This is a genomic window from Haloarcula terrestris, assembly GCF_031624315.1.
GTDB lineage: Archaea > Halobacteriota > Halobacteria > Halobacteriales > Haloarculaceae > Haloarcula > Haloarcula terrestris.
On the sequence record NZ_JAMQOM010000003.1, the window covers coordinates 253,600 to 273,959 of the forward strand.

The 20,360-nt window shown below is 65.3% G+C and carries 21 protein-coding genes; 8 read left to right on the forward strand and 13 right to left on the reverse strand.

Features of this window, described 5'->3' with window-relative positions:
- Positions 1 to 8 precede the first annotated feature (8 nt).
- The 6 genes from NDI54_RS08335 to mct all read right to left on the reverse strand — a co-directional run bounded on the left by NDI54_RS08335 (position 9) and on the right by mct (position 6,438).
- The gene (locus NDI54_RS08335; protein ID WP_310895997.1) at positions 9 to 1,097 is read right to left on the reverse strand and encodes an ArsA family ATPase; all 1,089 of its coding nucleotides are present in this window, start codon (positions 1,095 to 1,097) and stop codon (positions 9 to 11) included.
- A gap of 51 nt (positions 1,098 to 1,148) precedes the next feature.
- On the reverse strand, positions 1,149 to 1,310 hold the full coding sequence (locus tag NDI54_RS21525) for a DUF7563 family protein (RefSeq protein WP_004516852.1): 162 nt from the start codon (positions 1,308 to 1,310) through the stop codon (positions 1,149 to 1,151).
- A gap of 74 nt (positions 1,311 to 1,384) precedes the next feature.
- On the reverse strand, positions 1,385 to 3,832 hold the full coding sequence (locus NDI54_RS08340) for an ATP-dependent DNA helicase (RefSeq protein ID WP_310895998.1): 2,448 nt from the start codon (positions 3,830 to 3,832) through the stop codon (positions 1,385 to 1,387).
- A 140-nt stretch (positions 3,833 to 3,972) separates the two neighbouring features.
- The gene (locus NDI54_RS08345; protein WP_004516850.1) at positions 3,973 to 4,533 is read right to left on the reverse strand and encodes a TATA-box-binding protein; all 561 of its coding nucleotides are present in this window, start codon (positions 4,531 to 4,533) and stop codon (positions 3,973 to 3,975) included.
- 203 nt (positions 4,534 to 4,736) lie between these two features.
- Positions 4,737 to 5,177 carry a TRAM domain-containing protein gene (locus NDI54_RS08350; RefSeq protein ID WP_310895999.1) on the reverse strand — a complete coding sequence of 147 codons (441 nt, stop codon included), beginning with the start codon at positions 5,175 to 5,177 and terminating at the stop codon, positions 4,737 to 4,739.
- A 70-nt stretch (positions 5,178 to 5,247) separates the two neighbouring features.
- Positions 5,248 to 6,438: a succinyl-CoA:mesaconate CoA-transferase gene (gene mct, locus NDI54_RS08355; RefSeq protein ID WP_310896000.1), complete on the reverse strand. Its 1,191-nt coding sequence runs from the start codon at positions 6,436 to 6,438 to the stop codon at positions 5,248 to 5,250.
- Between the two features lie 121 nt (positions 6,439 to 6,559).
- Here mct and glmS point away from each other — a divergent pair, with 121 nt between their 5' ends.
- Genes glmS through citE form a run of 5 tightly spaced genes read left to right on the forward strand, consistent with a single transcriptional unit; the run spans position 6,560 to position 11,830 of the window.
- On the forward strand, positions 6,560 to 7,000 hold the full coding sequence (gene glmS, locus NDI54_RS08360; protein ID WP_310896001.1) for a methylaspartate mutase subunit S: 441 nt from the start codon (positions 6,560 to 6,562) through the stop codon (positions 6,998 to 7,000).
- Between the two features lie 2 nt (positions 7,001 to 7,002).
- Entirely contained in the window at positions 7,003 to 8,466 is a 1,464-nt protein-coding gene (locus NDI54_RS08365; RefSeq protein WP_310896002.1) for a methylaspartate mutase subunit E, read from the forward strand.
- A complete protein-coding gene (locus NDI54_RS08370) occupies positions 8,456 to 9,724 on the forward strand; it encodes a methylaspartate ammonia-lyase (RefSeq protein WP_310896003.1) in 1,269 nt (422 codons plus the stop codon). The genes NDI54_RS08365 and NDI54_RS08370 overlap by 11 nt, the downstream gene beginning before the upstream one ends.
- The gene (gene mch / locus NDI54_RS08375; protein ID WP_310896004.1) at positions 9,717 to 10,793 is read left to right on the forward strand and encodes a 2-methylfumaryl-CoA hydratase; all 1,077 of its coding nucleotides are present in this window, start codon (positions 9,717 to 9,719) and stop codon (positions 10,791 to 10,793) included. The genes NDI54_RS08370 and mch overlap by 8 nt, the downstream gene beginning before the upstream one ends.
- The gene (gene citE, locus NDI54_RS08380) at positions 10,790 to 11,830 is read left to right on the forward strand and encodes an L-malyl-CoA/beta-methylmalyl-CoA lyase (protein WP_310896005.1); all 1,041 of its coding nucleotides are present in this window, start codon (positions 10,790 to 10,792) and stop codon (positions 11,828 to 11,830) included. Before mch ends, citE begins: the two co-directional genes overlap by 4 nt.
- Before the next feature lie 15 nt (positions 11,831 to 11,845).
- Here citE and NDI54_RS08385 read toward each other — a convergent pair whose 3' ends face one another.
- Positions 11,846 to 12,964, reverse strand: a complete 1,119-nt coding sequence (locus NDI54_RS08385) for a pyridoxal phosphate-dependent aminotransferase (protein WP_310896006.1) — start codon at positions 12,962 to 12,964, stop codon at positions 11,846 to 11,848.
- Positions 12,965 to 13,002: 38 nt separating this feature from the next.
- Positions 13,003 to 13,146, reverse strand: a complete 144-nt coding sequence (locus NDI54_RS08390) for a hypothetical protein (RefSeq protein WP_310896007.1) — start codon at positions 13,144 to 13,146, stop codon at positions 13,003 to 13,005.
- A 78-nt stretch (positions 13,147 to 13,224) separates the two neighbouring features.
- On the opposite strand from NDI54_RS08390, the gene NDI54_RS08395 reads away from it, so the two are divergent.
- Together NDI54_RS08395 and NDI54_RS08400 are read left to right on the forward strand one after the other, a co-directional pair.
- Positions 13,225 to 13,734: a CinA family protein gene (locus NDI54_RS08395; RefSeq protein WP_310896008.1), complete on the forward strand. Its 510-nt coding sequence runs from the start codon at positions 13,225 to 13,227 to the stop codon at positions 13,732 to 13,734.
- 36 nt (positions 13,735 to 13,770) lie between these two features.
- A complete protein-coding gene (locus NDI54_RS08400; protein ID WP_310896009.1) occupies positions 13,771 to 14,277 on the forward strand; it encodes a metal-dependent hydrolase in 507 nt (168 codons plus the stop codon).
- On the opposite strand, the gene NDI54_RS08405 is transcribed toward NDI54_RS08400, so the two are convergent.
- A complete protein-coding gene (locus NDI54_RS08405; RefSeq protein ID WP_310896327.1) occupies positions 14,274 to 15,035 on the reverse strand; it encodes a PHP-associated domain-containing protein in 762 nt (253 codons plus the stop codon). The genes NDI54_RS08400 and NDI54_RS08405 overlap by 4 nt on opposite strands.
- Positions 15,036 to 15,146: 111 nt before the next feature.
- Here NDI54_RS08405 and NDI54_RS08410 point away from each other — a divergent pair, with 111 nt between their 5' ends.
- Positions 15,147 to 15,446, forward strand: a complete 300-nt coding sequence (locus NDI54_RS08410) for a DUF7565 family protein (protein WP_310896010.1) — start codon at positions 15,147 to 15,149, stop codon at positions 15,444 to 15,446.
- Between the two features lie 233 nt (positions 15,447 to 15,679).
- On the opposite strand, the gene NDI54_RS08415 is transcribed toward NDI54_RS08410, so the two are convergent.
- From NDI54_RS08415 to NDI54_RS08430, 4 genes are all read right to left on the reverse strand, one after another.
- The gene (locus tag NDI54_RS08415) at positions 15,680 to 16,117 is read right to left on the reverse strand and encodes a transcription elongation factor Spt5 (RefSeq protein WP_310896011.1); all 438 of its coding nucleotides are present in this window, start codon (positions 16,115 to 16,117) and stop codon (positions 15,680 to 15,682) included.
- Between the two features lie 4 nt (positions 16,118 to 16,121).
- Complete coding sequence (locus NDI54_RS08420; RefSeq protein ID WP_004592944.1) at positions 16,122 to 16,301, reverse strand: protein translocase SEC61 complex subunit gamma; 180 nt, start codon at positions 16,299 to 16,301, stop codon at positions 16,122 to 16,124.
- A gap of 150 nt (positions 16,302 to 16,451) precedes the next feature.
- Positions 16,452 to 18,896, reverse strand: a complete 2,445-nt coding sequence (locus NDI54_RS08425; protein WP_310896012.1) for a methyl-accepting chemotaxis protein — start codon at positions 18,894 to 18,896, stop codon at positions 16,452 to 16,454.
- Positions 18,893 to 20,131 carry an ABC transporter substrate-binding protein gene (locus NDI54_RS08430; RefSeq protein WP_310896013.1) on the reverse strand — a complete coding sequence of 413 codons (1,239 nt, stop codon included), beginning with the start codon at positions 20,129 to 20,131 and terminating at the stop codon, positions 18,893 to 18,895. Before NDI54_RS08430 ends, NDI54_RS08425 begins: the two co-directional genes overlap by 4 nt.
- Between the last annotated feature and the right edge of the window lie 229 nt (positions 20,132 to 20,360).

The following is a 20,360-nucleotide window of genomic DNA, read 5'->3' on the forward strand; positions in this document are numbered from 1 at the left end:
CCCCTCTTTCAGTCCAGACAGGCCGCAACGACCGACAGCAGCCGCTCGCCGCGCACTTCCTCGGCGAACAGCGGCACGCGGCGCACGTCGTGGCCGCGGAACATATCCTGTGACCGGGCCAGTGCGTCCTGCTGAACCTGCCAGCGCCGCGCGCAGAACTCACAGTCGGCGTGGTTCGGGCCGGCGATGTCCACGTCTTCGCCCAGAACCTCACTGGGGTCTTGCATCACGCGGTTGACGACAACCGTGCTGACGGGGATGTTGAACTCATCGAGTTGCGCGAGCAGGCGCTCGGACTCGACTACGGACAGCTCTTCGGGGACCATCACTATTCGGAAGTCCGTTTTCCGAGGGTCCTGCAGAATCGACCGCAGGTGTTCGATGCGGTCCGACAGTTCCTGTAGGTCCTCGATGCCGGCCTCGGCGTCGACATCCTGGTCGTCGCCGAACATCCCGCCGAGGCTGTCCATCATCCCGGAGAAGCGCTCGCGGAGTTGCAGAATCTTCCCGACCATCGAATCCATCGTCTCGGGGAGCTCTAGCAGCCGGAGGGTGTGACCTGTCGGCGCGGTGTCGATGACGACGCGGTCGAAGCGGTCGTCGTCGACGTAATCCAGCAGGAGGCGAAGCGCAGCGGCCTCGTCAGCCCCCGGCATCGACCCGCCGAGCAGCCCCTCCTCGCCGCCGATGGGGTCTTCACCTTGGCCAGCGCCCGCTGCGCCGCCCGCGCTCCCGCCGAACATCCCGTCGCCGCCGAGCAGTTCGCCCATGCCACCCAGCGCGTCTTCTTGCATCCCCAGCGGCCCCTCGCCGACAGCGGCTTCGGGGTCGATTTCCGCGGCGTACAGCGGGATGTCCTCGCGGATCCGCGTCGGCGTCGCCGGAATGTCCGCCTCCAGCGTGTCCGACAGCGAGTGGGCGGGATCCGTTGAGACGACGAGCGTCGCCGTGCCGTCGCGCGCGGACGCAAGCGCCGTGGCTGCGGCACAGGTCGTCTTGCCCACGCCGCCTTTCCCGCCGTAGAGGACGTACTCCGCCGCATCGATTCCCGCGGGTGCGTCGATGTCGTCGACCGCCTCAACGTCGAGTTCGCTCATAGCAGGAGCTACGTCCCGCCGGCCTTGAGTACTTCCCGAAAAGGAGATGTCCTACTGTCTCGAAGAGCGTGCTTCACGCACATCCGCGCCATCCCTGAGTTTGTCCTCGCAGTTCGGACAGACCCGGGGGCCATGGCCTTCGACGGCTTCTGGTGTGAAAACCCGTACGTACTGCTCGGTAACGAATTCGCCGCAGTTCTGACACTCGGGCATCTATAGGTACACTCGTTCCACAATGTATATGCCTTCCGTTGCCAACGATATCTTCCGGTTAATCGACAGGAGACTCACCGGTGGTCCGCCCAGAACGAGTCAAGTTGGCTCGCGAGGAAATCGGGCGTCATCCGGGTGAACTCCTCGCGTTCGCCGACGGGCAGGTACGGATACACCGAATGGCGGGCGTCCGGAGTGTATCTGCGCCCGACCAGCGCCCGCACCCCGACCTCGTCGACGCCGCGGATGACGCGACCGATGGCCTGGCGCGCGCGCCGGACGGCCGGGACTGTCAGAGCGTATTCGAAGGCGTTGTCCTCGCCGAAGGCATCGCCGTAGGCTCGCTGGACGCCTCGGACGCGGGGCGACCCGATGTTCACCAGCGGAATGCCGACGACCGCACAGGTCGATAGCTTCTCGCCGTCGTAGTCGACGCCCTCCGTGAGCGTCCCGCGCGTCGACGTGACCATCACCTTCCCGTCGCCGCTGAAGAATTCGCGTTTCAGGCGCTCTGTCTCCTCGTTGCTGGACGACTCATCCACGAGGACCGGCTTCTCGACGGCCTCTTGCAGGTACGCGCCGGCCCAGCGGGCCTCCCGGTAGTTCGGCATCGCTACCATGACGTTGCCCGGCGAGCGGGCCAGCGCACGCAGTGCCTGTGCGTACTCGTCCCGTGTTGGATTCCAGTTGTCGCCCAGTGGGCGCATCGTCTCCGGGTCGCCGCGGTTGCGCGCGGTAAACGGCGTGGCGGCGACGAGATACGACGCCCGGTTTTCGGGCGGGAACGGCAGGTCGTAGGTCGTCGTGCGGACCGGCCGTCCGTCGCCCGATTGTTCGTCCGGGTCCGCCGACCCCGTTTCGGCCATCGAATCCAGCCCCGAGACTCTGGTGAACACGTCCAGCGGCTCCAGGGTCGCGCTCATCAGGATACCGCCGCCGAGGTCGTCGAAGACGTTCCGCAGCGCCGTCGCGGGCATGCAGTTGTAACAGAGAAGTCCCGGCGTGTAGACGGCCTGGTAATCGGATTCGAGACTCTGCCCATGGCTGGGTGAGTGTTCCAGTTCGATTTCCCGGAGGAACGTCGCGTGGTCGCGCTCCCACCACTGGCCCGCCAGCACGCCGACGGCGGCACACACCGGTTGGCGGGTCAGCCCGAGCTGGTCGATGGCGTCCTCGACAGCGGCCCCGACCTTCGACAGCGACCGCCACAGCGAGCCGTCGTACCCCTTCCGCTCGGCCCACTCGGTCAGTTCGTCCTGCTCGACCGTGTCGGGGTCCCGCAGCGGAATCTCCCTATCGTGTTCCGGCAGGGTCGACGGGTCCGCGCGCCAGCCCTCGTGTTCGGCGTCCAGAAACGCCTCGATGCGGTCATCGAGCCATCGAACGAGGTCGTCGTAGAACTTCCGTGCCTGGTCGACCGCGTCCAGCGGAACCTCCCGAGCGGACAGCACCTCGCGGACCTGTGCCTTGTGGTCCGCGCTCTGCTGGGCGCGCTGGATGAGCGTCGTGCAGTCGTTGCGCGCCTGGACAATCGTCTGGCGGCCCAGTCGGTCCGACAGGAGGTCCCGCACGCGCTCTTCGAGGCGATGGGCCTCGTCCACGATGACGAGCGTTTGATCGTCGAGCACGTCCGACAGCAGCGGCCGAGAGCCGGGGTCGAACAGGTGGTTGTAGTTCCCGACGATCACGTCGGCCTCGTTCAGCATGACGCTCATCACCCGGTGGGGACAGGTCCCGCGCTCCGTCGCTGCCGGCAGGTAGTCGTCCATCGTCACCACGTGCCCCTCGCCGGCCGAGAAGTCGACGGGCGACCCCTTGTTGCGGGCGTACCAGTCCGCCTCGAACGGACAGTACAGCGGCGGGTCCGACCCCTCAGCCATCGACTCCGGGGCCGTGGGCTGGGTCTTTCGGTACGGGGAGGCCGCGCCGGCGGTCCGGAGCGTGTCGTCACCGAGCGTCGACTGATCAACGGCGTCGGGGCGTGCGGCCGCGGCGAGGTCCTGGCCCTTCCGCGGGTCCCACCACTGATCGTCGTCGGCCTCACCGGCGATTGCGGCGTCCGCGACGGCCGCCCCGTCCGAGCGCCCGTCGTCCTCGACTAACCGCGCCGTCGCCTCTCTGAGGTCCTCACAGCGGTCGTGTGTGCCCACGTCGTCCGGGAACTGTCCCTCGCGGCCGTACGGACAGAGGTCGCGCTTGCCGACCAGCGAGATGCCGTCGAAGGGCTCGTCGATACCGGCGTTCAGCGTCCGCAGGTCGTCGACGAACTGCTGGAGTTGTTGTTTGACCGGCGTGACGACGACCAGCCGCTCGTACAGGTCCGTATCGCGGACGAGCGTCGCGCCGGCGGTGAGCGCGGCCATCGTCTTGCCGGTCCCGCACGGCCCCTCCATTGCGAGAAAGCCGCGCGCCTTGCCCGCCTCGATGGCTCGTTCGACGGCGTCGGCCTGATTCTCGTAGGGCTCGTCGAAGCCGAAATACGTGCGCCAGGACTCCGTGCCCGTCGAGGCGGGGTCTGCCATTGAAGCGGGCTTGGTCGTCTTGGTATTTGAACCGCGGGGTTCCAGTCCGTCGCCGTCGCTGTGAGTGAACAGCGGTGGGGCGGCGATGAACCGAAAAACGGGCTGTGACTGACGGCCGCCCAGTCACTGGCACCGCGTCGTTAGTCCAGCAGACCGAGGTCGCTGAGCCGCTCGACGATGGTGTCGACGGCTTCCTCGGCGTCTTCCTTGCGCTTCCCGCCGGTGACGACGAGCTTCCCCGAACCGAACAGCAGCGCGACCACGTCGGGCTCGTCGAGCCGGTAGACGAGACCGGGGAACTGCTCGGGCTCGTACTCGATGTTTTCGAGGCCGAGGCCGATGGCGATGGCGTTGAGGTTGAGCGAGCTCCCGAGGTCCGCGGAGCTGACGATGTTCTGGACGACGATTTCGGGGTCGTCGTCGACCTGGATGTTCAGATCGCGGAGCTTGTCGAAGACGATACGGAGACTCTGGTGGACATCGTCTGTCGACTTCGCACCCGTACAGACGATCTTGCCCGACCGGAAGATGAGCGCTGCGGACTTGGGATCCTGTGTCCGATACACGAGGCCCGGGAACTGCTCGGGGTCGTAGTCGGCCCCCTCCAGGTCCATCGCGACGCTCTCAAGGTCGAGTTCTTGTCCGATACCGGTCGAAGCAACGACATTTTCGATGTCAATGCTCTCTTTTGGGTCGACCATATAGTGTTTTAAATACCGGATTTAAATCATATAAACGTTTGTGATGCTGTGATTACTAGTCGTTCTTCGACCTCTACCACGTCCGACAGATTCCATTCAAGTGGGGGTACGTCCGTCGAACGGCCCGCTATGACCCTGCAGTCCGGTCCTGCGAGGCCACTGCTCCGACCAGTCAACCGAACCGATGAAAAATCAGAGTGCCGCTATACGCTCTGGCCGTCGTTATCGACGACACTGGCGAATGCGACGTTCTCCTGCACGGTTTCGATCTCAACGGTCGGCGAGTCGCCCGGTTCACCGTCTGGGACGATGACGACATAGCCGCGCTCCACCTTGGCGATGCCGTCACCCTGGTCGCCCAGCGATTCGATGGTCACGTTTCGGATTTCGCCCTCGTCGACCGGCGGCTGCGGGACGCCGGTGTCGGCTCGCGCCGGATCGGTGTCCTGTTCGGGCTCCTGTGGCTGGGGCGCGGCTGACGACGTGCCGTTGACCTGCGAGAGTAGGCCGACCCGGTAGGTCTCACCCGGCGCAATCGCGCCGTGGGACACTTCGCTTTTCGGGATTTCGACGACGTACCGGTCCCCGTCTGTCTCTACTTTCGCGCTGAACAATGTACTGAGTGCGTCTGGAACTTCGACCATAGCCTATTCTACGGCTCATGATAGATAATGGTCCTGCCCTGATGTGGTGAAAATTGCCGGAATTTACCGGTTAGTCATCGCTTTCGACCCGATTGGTCTCAGCACCGACCCCAGCCTCGTCGAGCAGTTCCGTTCTGTGCTCGTCTAACAGCGGCGCGCGACCGCTCGGTGCGGGCATGGTCTCGGTCATCTTGATCGGACTGCCGGCGATAGTCATCCGCTCGTCAGCGCCCGGTTGGTCGACATCGGCGAGCATCCCCCGGGCGTGGATGTGCGGATCGTCGAAAATGTCGGCCGTGTTCTGAACCGGCGCGGCCGGCACGCGCCCTTCGAGCAGTTCGAGGATTGTGTCGGACTCGACGCTGGCAGCCCAGTCGGCGATCTCGCCGCGCAGGGCATCGCGGTTCGCAATCCGGCTGCCGGCGTCGGGGTAGTCGGCGGCCAGATCTGGCCGGTCCATCGCGTCACACAGCGCCTCCCAGTGGCCGTCGGAGAACGCTGCAATGACGACGTGGCCGTCGGCGGCCTCGAAGGAGTCGTAGGGGAACAGCGTCGGGTGGGAGTTCCCCTGGCGGGTCGGGGACTCGCCGTCACAGGAGTACTGATACACCGTCCGCTCACACAACGACACCATCGAGTCGTACATCGCGGTGTCGACGTACTGGCCCTCGCCCGTGCGCTCGCGGTGATGGACGGCCGCGAGGATGCCGACGGCGTTCAGCGCGGCGGTGAAGATGTCACCGACGCCGGGGCCGACCTTCGTCGGCGGGCCATCCGGCTGGCCGGTGATCTCCATGACGCCGCCCAGCGCCTGCGCGATGAGGTCGAAAGAGGGCTGACCCTGGCGGTGAGTTTCGCCCGTTCGCGGGTCGCCAAAGCCCCGAATCGAGGAGTAGATGAGTTCCGGATTGTGTTCCCGGAGCGTCTCGTAACCGCAGTCGAATTTCTCCATCGTCCCGGCTTTGAAGTTCTCGACGACAACGTCAGCGCGCTCGACGAGCGAGAGGAACGCCTCGCGGTCCGCCTCGGTTCCGAGGTCGAGTTCGAGCGACCGCTTCCCGCGGTTGACGCTCTGGAAGTAGCCGCCGTAGGCCTCCTCGTCGCCGTCGGCCACGAACGGCGGGTTCGACCGGATGAGGTCGCCGCCGGGGCGCTCGACCTTTACCACGTCCGCGCCCATGTCCGCGAGCAACATCGTACAGTACGGTCCGGCGAGGACCTGTGTCAGGTCGAGCACACGCAAGTCGTCAAGCGCACCCATAGGCAAACCACGACGGGGCGACGGGATAAACCTTCGTGGTAAATCATTATAAATTCCTTAAGGCCGTATTATCATGAAAGACCATTAGGTTTATCACCACCCGCCGACCACGACGTAGTACATGCCCCGGACCGTTATCCTCGGCGTGATTGGCTCCGACGCACACGTCGTCGGCATCACGATTCTAGAGCAGGCGCTCTCGGCCGCTGGCTTCGAGGTAATCAACCTCGGTGTCCAGACTTCACAGGACGAGTTCGTCTCCGCCGCGAAATCTCACGACGCCGAGGCAGTACTGGTATCCTCCCTGTACGGGCACGCTCGCCAGGACTGTGAGGGGCTGCACGAGGAACTCGATGCCGCCGGGCTCGACGTGCTCACCTACGTCGGCGGGAACCTCGCGGTCGGACAGTCCGACTTCGAGGAGACGCAGGCGACCTTCCGACAGATGGGCTTCGACCGCGTCTTCGACGCGGAAACCGACCCCGAAGAAGCCATCGAGATGCTCCGGGAAGACCTGCAGCTGACGACCACAGAGGCGGAGCAGATACGGGTCGACGGGTGACCATGCCAACAGACGAACGACTCACCGACGACCAGCTACAGCGCATCGCAAACGATCTCAGGGACAACTGGCACACGGGCCGGGAAGTCGACTTCGAGGAAGCCATTGCCTTCCACGAGTCGCTGCCGGCCTCCAAACAGTTCGCCACGGTGCTGGAGTCGGCCGACCAGCCGCTCCTCCAGCCACGTGCGGGCGTCCCCTGCCTCGAAGAGCAGATCGACCTCCTGCGGTACCTCCAGGACGAGGGCGGCGCAGACCTCCTCCCGACGACCATCGACTCGTACACGCGCGACAACGAGTACGAGAAGGCCGAGGAGGGACTGGCCGCCTCCCGCGGCAGCGACGAGAACGAACTCAACGGCTTCCCAGCGGTGAACCACGGTGTCGAGGACTGCCGCCGACTCATCCGGGCGCTAGACGCCCCGGTCGAGGTTCGCCACGGCACGCCGGACGCCCGGCTGCTGGCGATGGTCACGCTCGCCGGCGGCTTCCAGAGCTTCGAGGGCGGGCCGATCTCCTACAACATTCCGTACACGAAACGGCACGACCTCGCAACGACCATCGAACACTGGCAGTTCGTGGACCGGCTCTGTGGGGCCTACACCGAACGCGGCGTGACGATCAACCGCGAGCCCTTCGGTCCGCTGACCGGCACGCTCGTCCCGCCGAGCATCGCCATCGCGGTGATGCTCGTGGAAGGAGAACTGGCCGCGACACAGGGCGTCCGGTCGCTCACACTGGGCTACGGACAGGTCGGCAACCTCGTCCAGGACGTTGCCGCACTCCGCGCGCTGCGGAAGCTCGGCAACGAGTATCTCCCTGACGAGGTGACCGTCACGACCGTCTTCCACGAGTGGATGGGCGGCTTCCCGCCCGACGAGGCGCGGGCCAACGGCGTCATCAGTCTCGGCGGCGCGACGGCGGCCGTCGCCCAGCCGGACAAAGTCATCACGAAGTCCGCCCAGGAGTTCCAGGGCGTGCCGACGAAAGAAGCTAACGCGGCCGGACTGCGAACGACGAGACAGCTTATCGACATGATGATCGAACAGGACATCGACTTGGGGGGTATCGAAGAAGAACAGGCGCTCATCGAACGGGAGACGCGCCACCTGATGGACGCGATCTACGAGGCCGGCGACGGCGACGTGGCGCGAGGGGTCATCAACGCCTTCGACAGCGGCGCGCTGGACGTGCCCTTTGCGCCCAGCGACGCAGCCAAGGGCGCGGTGCTGCCGGCCAGAGACGACGACGGGCGGGTCCGCATCTTCGAATTCGCGGACCTCGCGCTCCCGGACGACATCAAGGAGATCCACGCCGCGCGGCTCGGCGAGCGGGCCGAGACCGAAGGCCGCGACCAGTCGTTCCGGATGGTCGCCGACGACGTGGACGCCATCAGCGACGGGAAGCTCATCGGGCGTCCGACCGGCGACAACAACCCCGCGGGAGGTGCCAGCGATGCGGATTGAGGCCGTTCGAACGGTTCCCGGCTTGTCGGGGTTCTTCTTCGATGACCAGCAGGCGATCAAGGACGGGGCGACCCAGAGCGGGTTCGCCTACGACGGCCAGCCAGTCACCGAGGGGTTCGACCGTATCCGCGAGGCCGGCGAGGCGCTCATCGTGGAAATCGAACTCGCCGACGGCTCCGTCGCGACCGGCGACTGCGCCGCCGTCCAGTACTCCGGAGCCGGCGGCCGCGACCCGCTGTTCCGGGCCGAGAAATACCGCCCAGTCGTCGAAGGTCCCGTCGCCGACGCGCTCCGCGGACAGGATGCGACGCAGTTCGGGGCCAACGCGACGATGCTGGAGGAGATGGAGGCCGAACGGTCGGGCGGCGACCAGCTCCACACTGCCGTTCGGTACGGCGTCTCGCAGGCGCTGCTGAACGCCGCCGCCCAAGCGCGGGGCGTGACGCCGACGGACGTGCTCGCCGATACCTACGACACCGAGCCCGCGACCTCGCCGGTCCCGGTGTTCGGGCAATCCGGCGACGAGCGCCGCAGCAACGCCGAGAAGATGCTCATCAAGGGCGTTCCGGTCCTGCCCCATGGCCTGTTCAACAGCGTCGAGAAGGTCGGCGAGGACGGCGAGGGCCTGCGCGAGTACCTCGCCTGGCTCTCCGACCGCGCGACCGCGCTCGGTCCCGAGTCGTACTCGCCGCGGTTCCACGTCGACGTGTACGGCATCCTCGGGAAAGTGTTCGGGCCGCCGTACGACCGGACCGAGGTGACCGATTACTTCGAGACGCTCCGGGAGGCCGCCGCGCCGTATCCCTTGCAGGTGGAAGGGCCGATGGACGCCGGCAACAGAGCCGACCAGATCGCCGAGATGGCCGAACTCCGCGAGGGGCTGGCCGACGCCGGCGTCGAGGTCGACATCGTCGCCGACGAGTGGTGCAACACCTTCGAGGACGTGCAGGCGTTCGTCGACGCGGAGGCGGCCGACCTCGTTCAGATCAAGACGCCGGACCTGGGCAGCATCCAGCGCTCGGCCGAGGCGGTGCTGTACTGCGACGGCACGGACACCCGGGCCTACGTCGGCGGGACGTGCAACGAGACCGTGACCTCGGCGCGGGCCTGTGCCCACGTCGCGCTGGCTACCGACGCCGCGCAGGTGCTGGCCAAGCCCGGGATGGGCTTCGACGAGGGCTTCATGGTCGTCACGAACGAGATGCGGCGGGCGCTTGCACGCCGTGAAGCCACACGGGAGGTGCCGGCCGATGACTGACTGGTCTGACCCAGACGCTATGGACCTCTCGGACGGCGAGACGTTCAACGCGTTGCTTGACCAGGCTGAGACCCGTGAGAAGGGCCACTTCTTCGAGTTCTTCGCCGAGGGCGACGAACTCGCTCACGACCCCGGTCTCCGACTCTCCCAGCACGGCAGCGAGCAGTGGATGGGCCAGACGCTCAACCACGATCCGGCGTACTGGCGGGCCGACACCGCCCGGGAACGCGGGTTCGAGGAACGACCGGTCCACCCGGACTACTTGCTTGCGTGCGTGATGGGCATCACCGTCGAGGACCTCTCCGAGAAGGGCGGGTACTTCCTCGGCCGCGACGACGTACAGTTCCACCAGCCGGCGACGGCCGGAACGCCGCTGTCGGTCACCTCGACCGTCGTCGACACCCGAACGTCCTCCTCCCGGCCGAAGTACGGCATCGTCACCTGGGAGACAGAGGGTCGAAACCGCGAGACTGGCGAGACGCTGGTGTCCTACCGGCGGACGAACATGATTCCGCGACGCGAGCCGGCGGCCACCGATGGTGGGGCTGTTGGCGAGCAAGATGAGGGCGGGCCGGCGATACCTGACGCTCTCGTCTCTCCGGACGGCGAGCGCTTCGAGGACTTTCAACGGGCGCTCGACATCGCCAGCGAGGAGAACGCCGCCGTCGCCTACCGCCACGAACGCGGCCGGACGATGGACGACCAACTGGTCGCCGGCCTCCCGCTTTCGACGCTCAACACCGCCCGCCAGCACCACAACCGCGACGAGATGGCCGACTCGCCGTCGGGCGACATCGTCGCCTACGGCGACGTGACCCGCTCGATTGCGCTGGCCCACGCCCGCTCGGACGAGGCGACCTACCGCGAACACCGGTTCGCCGACGAGCGGTTCCACGACTTCGTCACGCCCGGGGACACTATCTACGGCTTCACCCGCGTCCTCGACTGCGACCCCGACGCCGGGCCGGAGCGGGCCGGCGCGGTCACGTTCGAACACGTCGCGTTCAATCAGGAGCAGACCCCGGTCTACTCGGGCCGGCGAACCGCACTCATCCAGCGAGACACATGACACGACTCTGTCGCACATTCCAGACCGCACCAGCCGCGATACCGAACGACAACAGCGCGAAGTTCCTCATCTCGGGACTCACCAGCGAGGGGTTCCAGACCCCCGACTGGCTCGTGCCCGACATCGAGGACGGCACCGCGCCGTCGATGAAAGACGAGGCCGTCGACAACATCATCGAACACATCCCCGACCACGCCGACGACTTCGCCGGCGACATCCTCCCGCGGGTCGAATGGGCCTATGACGACGCCGACGCCCGCGAGCGCGGCATCGAGCAGGTGACTCGCCTGGCGGCCGAAGTCGGCGAGGAACTGGACGGCTTCGTCTTCCCGAAAACCGGTCGCCTCGACGACGTGCGGGACGCCGCCGGTGTCATCGCCGACGCCGAGCGCGACGCCGGCCTCGATGAGGGGACGCTGGAGATGGCAATTATTCTGGAGACGGCCCCCGGGCGCTCGGATCTCCGGGAAATCTGCCAGTACGCGGCTGATTCCCGCCTCTCGGGGCTTGTCTTCGGGCCAGTCGACTACACCGCGGAACTGGGTGGCCGCGCCCTCAACGGCGAGCGGCCCCGCTGGGACGGTCTGCTCGAAGCGCTCTCGAACGAGACGAGCGCCGCCGACATCGTCTCTATCGGCGGCCCCTTCGACCAGTTGTTCCACGAGCGGGCCGGCGTCACCTACTACAACGCCGAGGGGTACGCCGACCAGGTGGAACACGAGGCGACAATCGGCATCGACGGCTCGTGGTCGCTCCACCCCAAACAGACCACGCAGGCCAACCGCATCCACATGCCGACGACCGAGGAACTGGAGCGGGATCTCCACAAGATCGAGTCGTTCAACGAGGCCAAACGGGCGGGGACCGGCGCGGTGGTCGTCGACGGCCAGATGGTCGACGAGGCGACATACAAGAACTTCGCGAATACGGTCAAAACCGTGCGGGCCATCGACGAGACCCACCCCGCCCAGACCGATGAATACTACGACGACGACCTGCTGGCGCGGACAAGAGACGTGGAACTGATTTTCGGTTGAACCGGCGGCCGCTTTTTATTCGAAGTAGTCCGCCAGCCGCTCGGCCGCCTCGTCGACGCGTGGCGTCACGAGCGCGAACCGTATCCAGTCGCTCCGGGATTCGCCGAAGGCCTCGCCGGGCATCCCGGCGACGCCGGCCTCGTCGATGAGTTCGTACACGTTCTCGAAGGACCCTGGGAAGTCGGGGAACCGCGCCATCACGTAGAAGCCGCCGTCCGGGCGGTTGTACTCTGCGCCGGCTTCGGCCAGTGCGGCACAGAAGGCGTCGACGCGCGCTTCGAGCCGCCGTCGGCAGGCGGCGTAGTAGTCGGGGCTCGTGGTCTTCAGCGCCCGCAGGACGGCGTACTGCGCCGGGCGGCTCCCGGTGACGTTCGTGAGCATGTGCTGGGTGCGAGCGCGCTCAAGGAGCGCGCCGGTCGGGCCGTCCTCCGGCGGGAAGATCGCATAGCCCACACGGAAACCAGTGATCGCCATCGTCTTCGAAAGGGAGTTGGTGGCGACGACGTGGTCGGAGTCGGCGTGCAGCGCCGAACTGAACCGCCCGGCGTAGTCGAAGTGGTCGTACACCTCATCGCTGAGAAGCAGGGCGTCGTACTCTTCGGCAATGGCCGCGAACTCGGCCATCGCGTTGGCGTCGTACACCGCACCGGTGGGGTTGTTCGGCGAGTTGACGACGATGACCGCCGTCTCCTTGCTCGCGGCTGCCCGAACGTCTGCGGGGTCCAGTCGGTTTCGCTCGTCGACCGGGACGAAAGAGATGTCCGCGCCGATGAAGTTCGCCCGGCCGGCGTAGTAGGGGTAGACGGGGTCCGTCAGGAGAATCTCGTTGCCGTCGAAGTGGTGGAGCCCACCGGTCATGGCGAGGTGGTTCGCCTCACCTGCGCCGTTCGTGACGACCACCCGGTTCCGGTCTACGCCGCGACGGGCCGCGATTTCATCCCGGAGCGCCGTCAGGCCCACGCTGGGCGGATACTGGTAGTCGTCGGCCGGGGCCTCGGCGTAGTCCCTGAGCCCGTCCCGAAGCCCCTCCGGCGGGTCCCAGTCGGGGTTGCCCGACACCATGTCCACCACGTCCCGGTCGGCCCGGGCCGCGTACTGCATGACCCGGAAGAACTGGGGTTCCGTGTAGTCCATACGGCCACTCCGGCTGCCGGCCCCGTCTGCTTTTCTGTCTACTGGCGGACGTACAGCGTTATCCCGCCAAGGACCAGCAACAGCACTCCCCACAGGAGGTCCGACCCCGGCAGGACCCAGAGAAGCAGCGTCACAATGCCTGATGTAACGAGTGACCAGCCGAGCGTCGTCTGATAGGTCATACGCACCGTTGTGTCTCTGAACTGAAAGTATCCCCGCTCCCCTGAACGCTTATTCGCCTGTCACGACAAGTACCGCCAATGGCAGACGATACAGCGGCCCCCGTCGAGAAGCGCATCGGGGAGCGCCTTCGAGAGGCCGACCAGACGGTCGCTATCGCGGAGTCCTGTACCGGCGGATTGGTGGGGTCGAAAATAACGGACGTGCCCGGCTCCAGCGACTACTTCGACCGCTCGCTGGTCACGTACTCCTACGAGGCCAAGCGAGAGCTACTGGCCGTCTCGCGGGAATCGCTGGACGCCCACGGCGCGGTCTCTGAGCCGGTCGCGGCGGAGATGGCCCAGGGCGTCCGTGACACCGCCGGAACCGACTGGGGCGTCGCTACGACCGGCGTGGCCGGACCGAGCGGCGGGACGCCGGAGACGCCCGTCGGTACGGTTTATATCGCCGTCGCCGAGGCCGCGCCGTGGGGGACCAACGAGTCCGGCGTCACTGTCACCCGCTACGAGTTCGACGGCAGTCGCCGTGAGGTCAAAGACGCCATCGCGACACAGGCGCTCCGGGACCTGGAAACCGCCCTACAGGAGTAGTAAGGTCTTTTACCAGGGACACGGACGGTCCGGTAGATGAACAAACGCGGGCACGTCCTGAACGCCGTCCTCCTGAGTATCGGACTGGGCTACGTGCTGGACCCCTCGGGCGACGTGACGACGTTCGCGACAATCGCGGAAGTGTTTCTCCCCGTCGTCCTGGGCGCACTGTTTCCCGATGTCGACACCGCCTTCGGCAAGCACCGCAAGACGCTGCATAACCTGCCTGTCCTCATAATATTCCTGGCCCATCCGCTGTATCACGGCGGCAATCTCCAGTGGGTGTGGCTCGGCGTCCTCACCCATTACGTGCTCGACTACTTCGGATCCCGCCGGGGCATCGCGCTGTTTTATCCAATCTCGGACAAAGAGTACGGGTCGCCGACAGGCGTGACGACCTCCAGTGAGTACGCGGAGATCGTCACCGTCGCGATTACCATCTTCGAACTGGCCGCTGTGGGGCTGTTGATTCATGTCCTTCCGCAGTACCTGCCGCCGACAGTTCGGACCTTCGTCGTCGAGAACAGCACGTTCCTGGTTTAGTACACTTTCACGTCGTCGAACCGTCCGTCGTAGGCGACCTGATCGGGATGGGTTGGCTCAGTGCCCTGTAACATCAGCCGGTCGAACTTCCCCCAGGTGTTTTCCAGCCCCAGATGCGCCCACTCGACTGCCCGCCGAAAATTGTGTGAGATGCCGTCACGATGGAACAGCGTCCGCTCCGCGTCGTTTTTCAGCGCGGCACTGAGACTCGTCACGTCGTCGAACGCCTCGGCGAAGGTCACGTACGCCTCGCCGACGGTGCCGCGGACGTGCGCATACGACGAGGCAAACGGCTTGTGTCCTGTATCCGACGTGAACGATTGTGCGCGGTCCCGGTGGTGTCCCAACTGCTTCGGATTGTACACTTCCAGCGCGTCGATGGTCCCCGCGTAGGCTTCGATGTCATCCAGTCCGAGGCTCACATTGAGAAAGCCGGGATGGGGGACGAGGACGGCCGCGTCCTGGCGTGCGAGTTCCCGCATCGCGCCGTCGAAGGTAATGAAATCCGGGATCGGATCGTCAAGGCCGATGCCAAGTACGTGCCGGCGCTGTTGCCAAGTCCCGGTAAATATCTCTCTGGCCGGGAAGACCGTCAGCTCGTCGTCGGAGAAGGCCTCGGCTTGCCGCCGTATCTCCGGCAGCCGCGTGAAATGCGGCGCGTACACCAGCGCGTCGAGTCCCCGTGCTTTCGCACGCTCGACGACTGCCTCGTCGAGTACTTTTACGTGAAGGTCGACGGCGTACCCCTCTTGCACGATGAACGCTATCTCCGTGGTGCCATTAGGGGTTTCCGTTTCGGCAGTCTGCGGGACAGACCGCTGACAGGTGCAGCCAAGGTTTTTACCCCCGCGTCGCCTGCCACTGAGCAAATGCCACGCTGGGAGTGCGACATCGAAGGGGACGACAGACAGTTCGACAGCGTCGAGGAACTCATCATCCATCAGTCGGTCGAGCACGACCGCATCGAGTGCAAGGTGTGTGGCGCTATCGTCCCCGATGGCTACTTCGCCATCAAGCACGCCTTCGACGAACACTCCCGCGCCGAGTACGTCCGCGCCTACGACGCCTCCGCCGCGCAGGTCCGCCGCCGCGAACAGATCAAGGAGTCCGTCGAGGCCGTCGCCAACATGAGCGAGGTCATCGACCGACTGGAAGGCGGCGAAGCGTAGGACTGCGGGTTTTTGAAGACGGAGGCGGGGACGCAATTGTTACGTCACTGAAAACTGACTACTCCGCTCTCTCACGAGCCGCTTCGCTCTCTGTTCCGATGCATCGAGGAGCGCATCGCTGCGCTCTTCACTGTCTGTTCACGGGCGCAAAACGCCCGTTCACGTGGTCCGAGAACTACCGTTCCTCGCTATGTTCTCGCGGCTTCGCCGCTCGAACTGTCTGAAGAGGGCTTTCAGCGCTCTTCACTATCCAGCACCCGAATCTGGTCACCACGCACGGTAACCGGAATCGGGACCGTCGCCTCGTACAGCTCGACAGTGACCTGGTCCTTGCCCTCGTCGATCCGCTGGACCTGCGCCTTCTCGCCCTTGAACGGGCCGGCGATGAGTTCGACGATGTCGCCCTCCGCGATGCCCTCCACGTCCGGTTTCGGCGAGAGGAAGTGCTCGACTTCCGCCATCGAGGACTCGCCCTGTACGACGCCGTTGGCGTGGGGGATCTCGTCGAGGATGCGGTCGAACACCGCGGCATTGTCGGCTTCGACCATCACGTAACTCGTCAGCGAGTCCGGCGCGAGCGCGGCGTGGATCTCGTCTTCTTCGCGGGAGATGATCATGTCGGCGACGGTGCGTTCCTGGCTGGCCGTGGTTTTGACTGCGTAGATGCCCATCGGTTTACACCGGCTTGCTGCCAGGGATGAAGGTCATCACGGCGAAGATGATGAACCCGAGCAGTCCGACCAGCGCGATGCCCGCGCCGGCGATTTTCGCGATCTGGGAGAACTCCTCCCACGACGGCGTACTCGCCAGTTTGAGTACGCGGATGTAGGAGGTGAGATCGTATGGAACGTCCATAGCGGGTCGTACCCACTGGTGGCTTTTCTATATTGTGGTGCGCGGCGACGAGTCCGCGGCCGTGACGGTGTGCCCCGTACACGGTCCCAGCAAGAGCGCTTCGCTAACAGCAATGGCGGGTCGTCGGAACGACAGTTCGGTTCAGTCCGATCAGTCGTCAGTCGGTGCAGCCTCGCCGCGTCCGCGCGTGCCTTCGCTGTCGCCGACACGTCCGGTTTCGAACTGGTCGATGAGGCCCTTGAGGTCGCTTGCCTGACTGGAGAGCGACTGAATCCGTTCTGTGACCTCCGTGATCGAGGCGGTCTGTTCCTCGGCTGACGCGGCGACGTTTTCGGACTCGGCGGAGGTCTCTTCGCTGATCGAGCCGACTTCTTCGGCCATCGAGACGACCTCCTCCATCGAGGCCGCCTGCTCGTCGGTCGCGTCGCTGATCGCCTGGACGCCGTCGTTCGCTTCGTCGACTCGCTGGACGATGTCGGCCAGTGCGTCCGTCGCGTTCTCGACCGTCTCCTTGCCGGTGTCGACGCTCTCGCCCATGTCCTGCATGTCCTCGACGGTGGCGTCCGTTCGGGACTGGATCTCCGCGATCATCGACTCGATGTCGGTCGTCGCGTCCTGCGTTTCCTCGGCGAGCGTCTTGATCTCACGGGCCACGACGGCGAATCCTTCGCCCGCCTCGCCGGCGCGCGCGGCCTCGATGTTCGCGTTGAGCGCGAGCATGTTCGTCTGCTCCGCGATCTCGTCGATCAGCGTCGTGACCTCGCTGATCCGCTCCATCTCTTCGGCGAGGGACTCGACCTGTTCGATAGCCTCGCTGGACTTCCGCTCCAGCGTCTCGATCTCGGCAGCGGCCTGCTGGGCGTACTCACGGCCAGATTCGCCCGCGTTGACGGCCTGCTGTGACTTCGATGCGACCTCGTCGGTCGACGACGTGATTTCCTCGACAGTGGCCGACAGATCAGTCATCTCGTCGCTCACCTGCTGGATGTTCTCGTTTTGCTCTTCGGCACCGTCAGCGATCTGCTGGACCGACTCGCTCACCTGCTCGCTGGCCGACCGCACCTCCTGTGCGCTCGCCGAAATCGCCTCCGTCGAGGTGTCGACGGTCCCGGCGAACCCTTCGATGCGGGTGACCGTTCGTTCGAGTTCCGCGATCATCTCGTTGAAACTCTCGGCGATGTCGACCATGGCGTCGTAGTCGCTGTCGGTCGCCATCCGCTGGGTGAGGTCCCCGGCCGCCGATCTGTCCATCACGTCGCTGAACTCGGCCGCCTTCGATTCGAGGGCGGACGCCATCGATTCGGCGTCTTCCTTCGCCGCTTCCGCTTCGTCCCTGGCGGCCTCGACATCGGTAATCAGCGTCTGGATGTCCTCGCCCATCTCCTCCAGTGCCGCCCCGAACTCACCGGGGATGCTCTCGTCGAGCGCCGGGTCGTCGAACCGCTTTTCGGCGAGCGCATCGGCCTGGTTTGCGGCGGTCGTCAGGTACGACTGCATGGACGCAAAGGAGTTGTACAGCTGTCCCATTTCGTCAACGCGTGTGGTCTCGGGGAGGGTGCTGTTGATCTCGCCCGCGGCGATGTCCTCCGCGGTTTCGGCCACGCGGGAGAGCGCCTGTGCGGTCCCACGTCCGATTGTCATGCCGACGACGAACAGCGCCCCGACGGCTAGCGCCACGAGGAGCGCGATGTTCTCAGAGACCGCCGACTGGAGCGCGAAGGCCTGGTTCGCCGGGACGTGATACAGCAACGCCCACTCGGTACCGGTGACCGGCGTGTACGCCATCACGTACTCGCCCTCGTCCATGCCCGTTCTGGCCGAGACCTGTGCGTACCCCGTCTCACCGCTGAGGGCCGACTCAACGGCCGTCGCTGTTCCGTCTCCGGTGGCCTCGTACGCTTCGAGGATCGATGCCTTCCGGTTGTCCAGAATGATGGTGCCGTCCGAGCCGACGACCTTCACGTCGCCGGTCGCAAACGGCGACGTGAACCCGTGGGAGCGCGATTCGAGCGAAGCAGTCAGGACCATGTATTTGCCGTCGCCGGCGGGCTGGAGGAACGCGATGACCGGCTCGTTCCCGCGCTTGTAGGGCTTGGAGGAGCCCGTCGGCCCCGAGGAGACGACCGCGCCGCTGTCGTCGGTCCACGGCTGGTCGACGGCGGCGAGCGACGCCCCGTTCAGATCGTCGTCGGTACTGGCGATGACGGTCCCGTCGTCGGCGTCGACGTAATGGAGCGACCGCACGTCACCGGGGAGCCCGATGAGCTTCTGTTCGAGCCACCGCTGATGGTCCGTCGCCGACGTTGACGCGGACCGGTCGCTGACGGAGTCCGCGAGGAACGACGCCGTCGACTGCTTGGTCGCGGCCCAGTCCGAAATGGAACTGGCCTCCGATTCGGCGACGCCGCGGATCTGGTCCTCGGTCTGGCCCTCGACCAGCGATTGCGTTTCGAGGTGGATGGCCGCCCCGCCGAGCGCGAGCACGAGAACCACACCGAGCAACAGGACGCCGAACTTCGCGGCGTATCGCGTTCGGATACTGTCGGGGAGTGACCGCTCCGTCGCCGCAATAATCCGCTTGTGAAGCGAACTCATCGGCCACCTCCTGATTCAAAGTACTGCGGTTGCAGCAGTTCCAGCGACTCGATTGTCCCGTCGGTAACCCGCTCGATCACGTACGAACTCAGCGGCTCCAGATCGTCGGTCAGGTCGACGCTACCGGACGCGCCCTGGTAGTTCACGTCACGGCCCGCTTCAACGAGCGACCGGACGCGGTCGAAATCACCGACGGAGACGGTGTGGCCCGACCCGCCGGAGACCGACTGGATCGTTTCGGCGATTGCCGGACCGCTGCTCTCTCCGGCCTTCTCGGCAGCACTCGCCATCAAGAACAGCGCGTCGTAGGCGTTGACCGCGTACGCTGCGGGCTCGTCGATGTCGGTGAACCGCCGCACCAGGTCGAAGTAGCCGTCCGTTCGCCCCGAGGAGAACGACGCGCTGTAGAACCCTTCGTAGTACGACGGGAGGTCACCGCCGAACATCCCCGAGGAGAACACCCACGGCACATCATGATCGGACTGCCCGTAGGCATCGAGAACGCCCTGCTCCTGGCCGGCAGCACAGGTAAAGCCGACCGCGTCCGGGTCGTTTTCGAAGACAGCACCGATGACATCGTCGAACGACTCCGCCGTCGGGTCGAACCGAACGTCGGCGACGACCTCGCTATCGAGGGTCTCCTTCTGGGCCTCGGCGAGGCCAGCGCCGAACGAGTTGTCAATACTCAACAGCGCGACCGAGTCAGCGCCGACGTGCATCGGGTCGGCAAGCGCCTTCGCCATCACCGCGGCCTGTGCCCCGTCGCTCGGGACCACCCGCCCGAAGTATTTCGCGCCGTTCGCTCGGCCCGCAGTCGATAGCTGTGGGGCCGTGCTCGCAGGACTGACTTCCATGACAGCATCCGATGCTGCTTCCGGTGCGAGTGCTATCGACACGTCGCTGATGAGACCGCCGACGAATCCGACGATTCCCTGCTCGACGAGCGAGCGATACTGTTCGGTCGCCGTTTCGACGCTTGCCTCAGTATCAAGAACGGTAAGCTCGACTTCGGCTCCGTTGATACCGCCGGCGTCGTTGATATCGGCGACCGCTTGTTCGGTCGCCCGTTTCCCGTGGGTTCCGAGGCGTTCGAGTGAGCCACTGAGCGGAAGTAATGCACCGAACTGTACTGTTTCACCCCGACCGGAGAGCGAACCGAGACACCCGGACGAGACGCCCAGCACCCCCGTTCCCGCCATTTTCTTGAGGATACTGCGGCGTGAATCCATCGCCATGCGAACGAGCAGATGATATCAATATAAATCCCCTTCGTTACGATTATTGATACTAATAGTTATTGTTCGTGTACTTTTCCACTGTTGTGTCGGCGCTCTGTCGGAGCTGAGTCGTCGATATAGCGCTGTAGAACCCCTATTAGAAGAGAATAAGCAGAAACTGTAGATGGGGAACCAGCTACCGCTTGTGCGTGTCTATCTGGGTATTGATTTTGAAAATCGGGGCCGT